This is a genomic window from Bacilli bacterium (genome assembly GCA_036381315.1).
GTDB lineage: Bacteria > Bacillota > Bacilli > Paenibacillales > KCTC-25726 > DASVDB01.
The window spans coordinates 1-8397 of record DASVDB010000097.1; the positions used below are offsets into that span (position 1 = coordinate 1).

The window sequence follows — 8397 nt, forward strand, 5'->3', positions numbered from 1 at the left end:
AAATGAGGACGCCCAGGCCGATAATAAGGATGGCGAGCAGGTTTTTGCCTTTCATGTTTACCGTCACCGCCTTTCGTTGTCTTTATTGTAGACCGGATGGCTTTGGCACAAAACGGACCAGCGGCGGTTTTTCATACTGGAACTTGGTCGGGGAAGGAAAGGAAGGTCTGCATGGCGCGCTATACCGGCACTTTTGCCGTTATAGGGGGCGCTTCGCTCCGCGCGGGGTGCTATACCGGCACTTTTGCCGTTATAGGGGATACTTTACGGTCTAACGGACATGGTAGGGCGCTTTCCGACTCTAACGGACGTGACAGAGGCTATTTTGGATTTTACGCCCGGTTTTTAAGTTTAACGGACGTAGGTGCGCTTATTTAAGCACTTTGTGCGGTATTCAGGCAAAAATAAGGCGAATAGCCGCTCAAGCGTCCGTTAGAATTTTTGCCCGGCCTTTTTTCGGCAAATAGCCTCTGCTGCGTCCGTTAGCGCTGGGCGGGAAGGCAATCCACCCTTTTAGCGCTGGACGGGTTTGTTGTGCAAGGGGGCTTAACGTTCGCGTTGGGCTGGGAGACCTAACGTTAGCGGCATGCAATGAGCGGTGTGCAGGGGCAGGAACTATCGCGCTGGGCGGGTGCGGTGTGCAGGGGCAGGAACGTTCGCGGTGTGCAGGAAGGTTTAACGTTAGCGGTGTGCGGTGAGGCTTAACATTCGCAAAGTGCAAGCGCTGCAAGCCGGCTGGCGGACCGCCTAAAGGCGGTAGGCTTAGACCTGACGCATGGAGGCCAAATCGCCTGTTTCGTAAGCGTCCCCAATCGGGTAAAATATATTAAGTGGATGAAATTGGATTCTGCCAACCAAACGGGGTGTGCCATGATCAGTTTTTATAAGAAATACTGGCGAACGGCGTTCGACATCGGCCTCCTGGCGCTGACCGTCTATTTGACGATGCTCGTTTTTAGCTACATTTACAAAATTGCCGCGCCGATTTTGCTGGCATTTGTCATTTACGCCATCATCGAGCCGTTCGCGCGTTTTTTGCATAAGCACAAATTCAAAAAATCGATCGCCTCCGCCGTGTCCATGCTGTTGTTCATCATCCTTATACTGGGAGCCATCACCGCCGCCGGCACGATTTTCGTCAGGCAAATTTCCGATCTGACGGAAAAAGTTCCCCACTACATAGAAACGCTGGACAGCGAAATCACGCGGCAAGCCGACTATTTGCAGCGCAAAATCAACGCCCTGCCGCCCGACATTACCGAAAAAGCAAAAGACTACGGCGGCACAATTGCCGGCAATGCGGCAAATCTCGCCAAAGACGCGCTAAAAGGGCTTGTTTCCGCGTTGACGTCATTTTCCACGTTTATCATCAATTTTACGATCGCGATCGTGCTGGCCTATTTCTTGAGCGTGGAAATCGAGAATTGGAAAAAGCGCGCGCGTGCCAAAACTCCGCGGACGTTTAAGCTGGCTTTTCACTTTTTGCGGGAAAACGTGCTGTTGGGATTAGGCGGCTATGTAAAAGCGCAGTTGAAATTGATCAGCATTACGTTTGCCTTGGTGTTCGCGGGGCTGTTGCTGCTTAGGGTGAATAACGCGTTCGCCATCTCGCTGTTTGCGGCGTTTTTCGATATTTTGCCGTTGCTCGGCGTATCCACGCTGTTCATTCCGTGGATCATCTACCTGTTTATTACGGGCGACCTGCAGCTTGCCATCTGGCTGTGTGTGCTGCTTGCCGTCGTTTTGGGCACGCGACAAATTCTGGAGCCGAAAATTACCGGCGATACGCTCGGCGTGTCGGCATTTACCATGCTGTCGTTTATGGTCATTTCCTTATCCATTTTCGGAGTTGCGGGACTGATTTTAAGCCCGGTGCTCATTATTTTGCTCAAGGCGCTGTACGAGCAGGGGTATTTGCAACGGTGGATCAGACTTCCTCAAGAAGAATACGACGAAAAGGAGTCGCTGTGAATTTTTTTCCGCAAGACAAGCCACAGCAAAATATAACCGGTCAAGCCGACCAATGCCATGAACGACCCGACCAGGTACATGAACCGGGGACCGCTGTATTGAAACAGCAGCCCGCCCACATATCCGGCGATCAGGCCGGAAATTCCCCCGGTGGCAAGTGCGTATAACGACTGTCCTGTCGCCCGGTACGATTTCGGCACCAACTGCTCGCACAGCAATGTGGCGGCGTAAAAGTAAACCCCGAACGTGACGCTGTGAGAAAACTGAATGGCGATTACCATGGCCGGGCTTGCGGCCATGCTCATGAGCAGCCATCGCAGCGCAAATAAAAAGGTCGCCAAAGCGATCAGCAGAAGCATTGCTTTGATGGTTTGCGGCATATACCGGTCAAGCAGCAAAAATACCGGCACTTCCAGTATCGCGGAGCTGAACAGAGCGGCGCCGACACTCACCTCAGAGCCGCCCAGCCGCTCTATAAAGATTGACAAAAACGCGCTGTTCATCGCGTACGGAATAAAGACCAGCGTGCTTAAGAAAAGCAGGGAAACAAACGCCCCGTTGCCGATCACTTTGGAAAAATCCCGCAGCATCAATTTCCCCGGGGATGCCGCGCCGCGTTGGGGAAGCCCGGTAGAAAGCAGTATAGCAACAAACATAAATACGATAAACACCCAGCCGAAATTGCCGATTCCGACATACTGCATAATCGGCCCGGAAGTGATCGCCAGCACGGCGTAACCGAGCGATCCCCACAACCGGATATTGCCGAATTTCACGCCGGTTCCGTCAATCACCTGCAAAATCAGACTCGTATTTAACGGGGAGAGCGCCGTCTGAAAAAAATAAAAAACGACCAGAATGGCCGCTGCCATCATAAATCCGTTGGAGAACATGACCGCCGTCATGATCGCCAAATCCGCCGCCATCATGAACATGATCAAACTGCGCGTGTTCTGATACCGGTCGCTGACAAATCCCCAGAACGGGTTCGCGATGACCGATATAAACGGGCCGATTGACATCAGGATGCCGATTTGCGCCATGTCAAAACCGCGAAATTGCAAATACAACGGCAAAAAGCCGTTTAACAGCAAAATCGACCCATAATAGGTAAAGGTGAATATTTTAATTTGGTTGATCGGACCGAATTTTTTCATACGAATCCTTACTTTTTGCGTTTTGTGATATAGTTGGAGCATGCAGTTCATTATAGCATCGGATCCTGTATAAATAAAGGCTTTTTGGAGGGACATCATGTATCTGGTTACGGCCGAAGAAATGCGCCGGCTTGACCGGCACACCATCGACAGGATCGGCATACCCGGCCATACGCTGATGGAACTTGCCGGAAAAGCCGTTGCCGATCACATTGCCGACCGTTACGCGACAGGGAGATGGCTGATTCTCGCGGGCAAAGGCAATAACGGCGGTGACGGTCTGGTTGCGGCGCGCCATTTGCTGGAACGCGGCTTTCATGCCGACGTCCTGTTTGCCGCAGACCCCGGCGCATTAACCGGCGACATCGCCGAACAAATCCGGATTGCGGCGCATTTTCCGCTGGGCATGTCGACATTTGCCGCGGGCCAAACCGATTGGCGCAGCTATAATGGCGTGGTTGACGCGCTGCTGGGCACCGGCAGCAAAGGAGCGCCGCGCAAGCAATACGCGGCGATGATCGAAGAGGCGAACGCCAGCGGGTTGCCGATCGTCGCGGTCGATATTCCAAGCGGTCTGGATGCGGATACGGGGCAAACTTTCACTCCATGCATTTCAGCCCGGCACACCGTAACGTTTGCCTTTATGAAAAGAGGCCTGGCGGTTTATCCGGGCAAGGCGGCCGCGGGTGAAGTGATCGTGGCGCCGATCGGAATCCCCGCACATTTGGCGGAGGAGCACGGTATTTCCGTATTTTTGGCGACCGAAACCATTCTTAAAGAGCGGCTGGCAATCCGCCCGGATTGGCCGAGGCTGCCGGACACGCATAAAGGGACATACGGGCATGTGCTGATCGCCGCCGGTTCCGGCACGATGAGCGGAGCCGGGCAATTGTGCGCAAAAGCCGCCTTGCGGGCGGGCAGCGGGCTGGTTACCTGGCTCACCCCGCAGCGGGTTGCCGACCGCGCCGCCGGAAGCATACCCGAAGTGATGACGGTCCCTCTCCCCGATAACGGCTTGGGGCAATGGTCTTACGACTCGCTGGAAACGATTTTGGCGTTAGTCCCGCGGAAAAACGCGCTCGTCGTCGGCCCCGGACTCGGACGGTTTGCGCAAGATGTCGACTGGCTAAAGCGGATTTGGGAAGAAACCGGCATTCCGCTCGTGCTTGATGCCGACGCGCTCAACATATTGGCGGACGCAAAACAATTTACGGAATGGCCGAAGCGAAGCGCGCCCGTTATTCTCACGCCGCATCCCGGGGAAATGGCCAGACTGACCGGAAAAACAACTGCCGAAGTGCAGCAAGACAGAATCGAATGCGCGAAAAAATACGCCCGGGAACACGGCATAACGATCGTGCTGAAAGGAGCCCGTACCGTCACCACCGCTCCGGACGGCTCGGTGTATGTCAACACGACCGGCAATCCCGGCATGGCCACCGCCGGCGCCGGGGATGTGCTCTCCGGAGTGATCGGCTCACTGCTTGCGCAAGGCTATTCAGCCACGCAAGCGGCGGTTGCCGGTGTCTATCTGCACGGTGCGGCGGGCGATCGGGCTTTGGCGACGCGGGCGTTTTCCTACTCCCTGATTGCCGGCGATATTGTGGAAAATCTGTGATCTCCCTTTGCCATCGGCGTGGTATAATAAAGTTAAATCCGATAAAGGAGTTGGTCGCCGTGAAACTGTCCAACATTCTTGTCGCCTATGACGGCTCGGTTTTGAGCGAAAAGGCGCTGCGCCATGCAGCGGATTACGCCAAAGACTTTCCCGAATGCAAGCTGGAGGTTGTGCATGTTTTAAAATTTCCCAACGTGGTGTTAGGCCAAGCGTATATGACCACAACGCCCGGCATGAAGGAAGCGATCTATGAAGAAGCGGAAGCGGTCGTGAAAAGAGCGGAAAAAATTTTGCAATCGCTGGACGTTTCCCATCGCGTCACAATGCTGGAGGGAAATCCCGCCGCCGAGATCGTCCAATATGCCAAACGGGCCGGCAGCCAACTGATTGTAATCGGCAGCCGCGGGTTAAGCGGTTTGAAAAAGCTGATGCTGGGCAGCGTCAGCCATCATGTGGTGCAATTGTCCGACATCCCGGTATTGGTGGTAAAATAAATTGGCCGAATTTTTTGCCAAAAATATCTACATTCGTTTTCTAACCTTTGAGGACAGCCAGGCGCTGTATGAAATGCGGTGCAAAAACAAGGAATTTTTGCAGCCGTTCGAACCGCGCCGCGACCCAAGCTTTTTTACGCTGGAAGAACAACAGCGGCAAATTATGCGCAATCTGAACGATATGCAATCGGACCGGGCCTTTCTGTTCGGCGTTTTTCTCCGCGAAACCAAACAACTGATTGGCAGGATCGCGCTTACCAACATTGTCAGGGGACCGGTACAGACCGCGGACCTCGGGTACTTTATCAGCGAGGAACACAATGGCAAGGGCTTTGCCACGGAAGCGGTCAAACTTGTTTTGAAATTCGCCTTCACAAGGGCGAAGCTGCATCGCGTGCAAGCCTCAGCCATGCCGCGCAACCCGGCTTCGAACCGCGTGTTGAAGAAGGCGGGCTTTCAATTTGAAGGAGTGGCCAGGAAGCTTATCCAAATCAACGGAATCTGGGAAGATCATAACCAATACGCAATGATTGCGGAAGACTACTATATGGAAGTGTTTAAAATGAACGTTGCGATCAAACGCATATACGACGAACCCGCGGCAAACGACGGTTTGCGCATTTTGGTGGATCGCCTTTGGCCGCGGGGCGTTTCCAAACAAAAAGCGCAGATTGCCGAATGGATGAAAGAAATCGCGCCAAGCGGCGAGCTGCGGGAATGGTTTGGGCATATCCCTGAGCGGTTTGACGAATTCCGGCAAAAATATGTGCACGAACTGGAAACCGACCCGGCGCGCAAGCAATTGTGCGAAAAGCTTTTGCGGCTTGCGGCGCAAGGACCGGTGACATTGGTGTACGGCGCGAAAGATGAACGGCACAATCAGGCGGTCGTGCTGAAACAATGGCTGGAAGCCAAACTTTCCAAAGGAGAATGGCAATGACAGTATGGAAGACAAATGACTGGTCGGTAAACCTGGAAGACGAAGACTATGCGAATGAACCGGAGCGGCTGCTCGATGAGGCGGTTGCGGCAGTCGCCCAGACGGCGCCCGGATATTTTGTGAACCTCGTCACTCCCGGCGGATGCGGCGATCCGCGGGATTGGCTGATCGCCGAGTTGGAGCAAAGGCTTAAAGGCCAATCCATCCATTTCGCGGAAATCCGCTTTATCGATGAATGCGGCTGCGGCGGTTTTGTCACAAGGGTTTACCGGTAATGATGTTTCCGTTATTCCAATTCATCGCGCAATGACTGGATGCTTTCGGGATCGCCGCTCACAAGCAGCCGGTCCCCCAACTGAATATCGGAATTGCCGTGCGGAACAATAAAGCTTTCTCCCCGAAAAATGCGCAATACCAAAACCCCGCCCAAAATAGGCAGATCCCGCAAGCGCGATTTGTGAAAAGCCGGATTGTTCATCTGCACTTCCCTGATCGTGTCATCGCCATTAGCGATTAACTTGACGGTGCTCGGGTTTTCGATCATGGCCTTCAACAGCGTGCGCGAAGCGTAAAGTGTGGAGAACACCCGGACGCCTTCCCGCTGCAGCCGCTCATGCAGCTGCGGATTCTCGACGCGAACCACGGCATTTTTGACGCCGGCGTTTTCCGCGAAATTCGCCAACTGCAAATTCACGGCATCTTCCATGGTCGCAAACACGGCGCCGTCCGCAGCAAACGCGCCATATTCGTTCAACGTTTCCGGGAGCAGATTGGCCACTCGCTCAATCTTGTACAATCTGCTGCCTTCATTGGCAGCCGCCTCATCGGCGGCATGCGCGGTGAACAACCGCACCTCGTAGCCTTCCTTGCCCAGCTCCGCGGCGACGGGCAGCGACACATGATTGGCCCCGACGATGGAAATCACTTCTTTTCGCTGCGCCTGCGCCGGAAAAATGCGGCTGAACAACACGGGAAAAATCAGGCTGCTGATAACCGCCACCAAAATAAGCGCACCATACATGTCCTGATCGATAATCCCCATCTTTTGCGCAATCGTCGCCGCGGCAATTACCAGGCTAAGTTCCGTGGACAGCAGCACGCCCGCGCCGATCACTTCTCTCCAACTGAACCATTTGCGCAACACAAGCGCCGGGATGAATTTGGAAATAAAAATAAAGACAAGCAAAATCAGAATCAGCGCGATCATTTTCCAATCGGTAAACAGCGACCAAAGTTCCATATTGACGCCGACCATCACAAAGAAAATCGGAATCAGGAATCCGTAGCCGAACGAATCAAGCTGGCGGACAAATTCCTTTTTCGGCGACAAAAGCGCCACGATCACACCAGCCAAAAACGCCCCCAAAATGCTGTCCGCGCCCATCTGGTCGGACAACACGACGAGCAGCAAAATGAGCGCGAACGTCGCTCTTGTGCCGATCTGCACCGTACTTTGCGCCAAAATGGCAAACAGCTTGCCGCGGGCGATGCGTCTGATAACAAAATAAGCGGCAAACACGACAACGAAGAATAACAGCAAAAGGAGCATCTTGTTGGATTGCTGCGAGCGGGCGCCGACAAATACTGCCAGCAAAATCATGGTGACAAAATCGGATAGGACGGTGATCAGCAAAAGCGTCTGGCCGAGATTGGTTTCCGTCAGCCTTTTTTCCTTCAACACGGGGACGACAACGCCAAGGGAAATGGTGGCAATAATCAGCATCATGAGAAAAGGCTCGTCGGCAAGATGCATCATTTTTAACGTGTAGGCAAGCGGATAAGCCAGGATCAACATACAGGCGAAAACGCCGGCGGCAACGAGGGGCGGATTGAACTCCTTTCGCCTGTGCTTCGGCTCCCGCCGGGGAACGAAATTGGAAAAATCGATTTCTACGCCGCTTAAAAACATGAGGAAAATAAATCCGAGCAACGATACCATATCCAGCCATTTATCGGCTGCCACGAAATTGAACCCGCTTTTCCCGATCATCAGTCCGACGATAATTTCCGCCACGACTACGGGAACGGCGCGAATGCGCAGCTTGTACAACAATACCGGCGCCAAAAACGCCAACGTAACTACAATCATCAGGGAAGTGAGGGATTCCACAGAGCTTTCCATCTCGCATAACCTCGCTTTCCGAAGGTGCTTTACATTATACCTTTTTCACCTCGGAAAGCGCAATATTTGCCGCAAAGCCGACGGGCGGGGGCTTC

Annotated in this window: 7 protein-coding genes; 5 read left to right on the forward strand and 2 right to left on the reverse strand. The window is 53.6% G+C overall.

Annotation, left to right across the window (positions count from 1 at the left end):
* The first annotated feature begins 870 nt into the window (after positions 1-870).
* Positions 871-1971: a sporulation integral membrane protein YtvI gene (gene ytvI, locus VF260_07300; protein HEX7056989.1), complete on the forward strand. Its 1101-nt coding sequence runs from the start codon at positions 871-873 to the stop codon at positions 1969-1971.
* On the opposite strand, the gene VF260_07305 is transcribed toward ytvI, so the two are convergent.
* The gene (locus tag VF260_07305; protein ID HEX7056990.1) at positions 1938-3128 is read right to left on the reverse strand and encodes an MFS transporter; all 1191 of its coding nucleotides are present in this window, start codon (positions 3126-3128) and stop codon (positions 1938-1940) included. The genes ytvI and VF260_07305 overlap by 34 nt on opposite strands.
* Before the next feature lie 97 nt (positions 3129-3225).
* Between VF260_07305 and VF260_07310 the strand changes: the two genes are divergently transcribed.
* From VF260_07310 to VF260_07325, 4 genes are read left to right on the forward strand one after another with little or no spacing between them, the layout of a single operon-like run.
* Positions 3226-4746, forward strand: coding sequence for an NAD(P)H-hydrate dehydratase (locus VF260_07310; protein ID HEX7056991.1), 1521 nt, complete (start codon positions 3226-3228; stop codon positions 4744-4746).
* Positions 4747-4805: 59 nt separating this feature from the next.
* Complete coding sequence (locus VF260_07315; GenBank protein HEX7056992.1) at positions 4806-5240, forward strand: universal stress protein; 435 nt, start codon at positions 4806-4808, stop codon at positions 5238-5240.
* Between the two features lies 1 nt (position 5241).
* Entirely contained in the window at positions 5242-6180 is a 939-nt protein-coding gene (locus VF260_07320) for a GNAT family N-acetyltransferase (protein HEX7056993.1), read from the forward strand.
* Entirely contained in the window at positions 6177-6455 is a 279-nt protein-coding gene (locus VF260_07325; protein ID HEX7056994.1) for a CGCGG family rSAM-modified RiPP protein, read from the forward strand. The genes VF260_07320 and VF260_07325 overlap by 4 nt, the downstream gene beginning before the upstream one ends.
* An 11-nt stretch (positions 6456-6466) precedes the next feature.
* Here VF260_07325 and VF260_07330 read toward each other — a convergent pair whose 3' ends face one another.
* Complete coding sequence (locus VF260_07330) at positions 6467-8302, reverse strand: cation:proton antiporter (GenBank protein ID HEX7056995.1); 1836 nt, start codon at positions 8300-8302, stop codon at positions 6467-6469.
* Positions 8303-8397 lie beyond the last annotated feature (95 nt).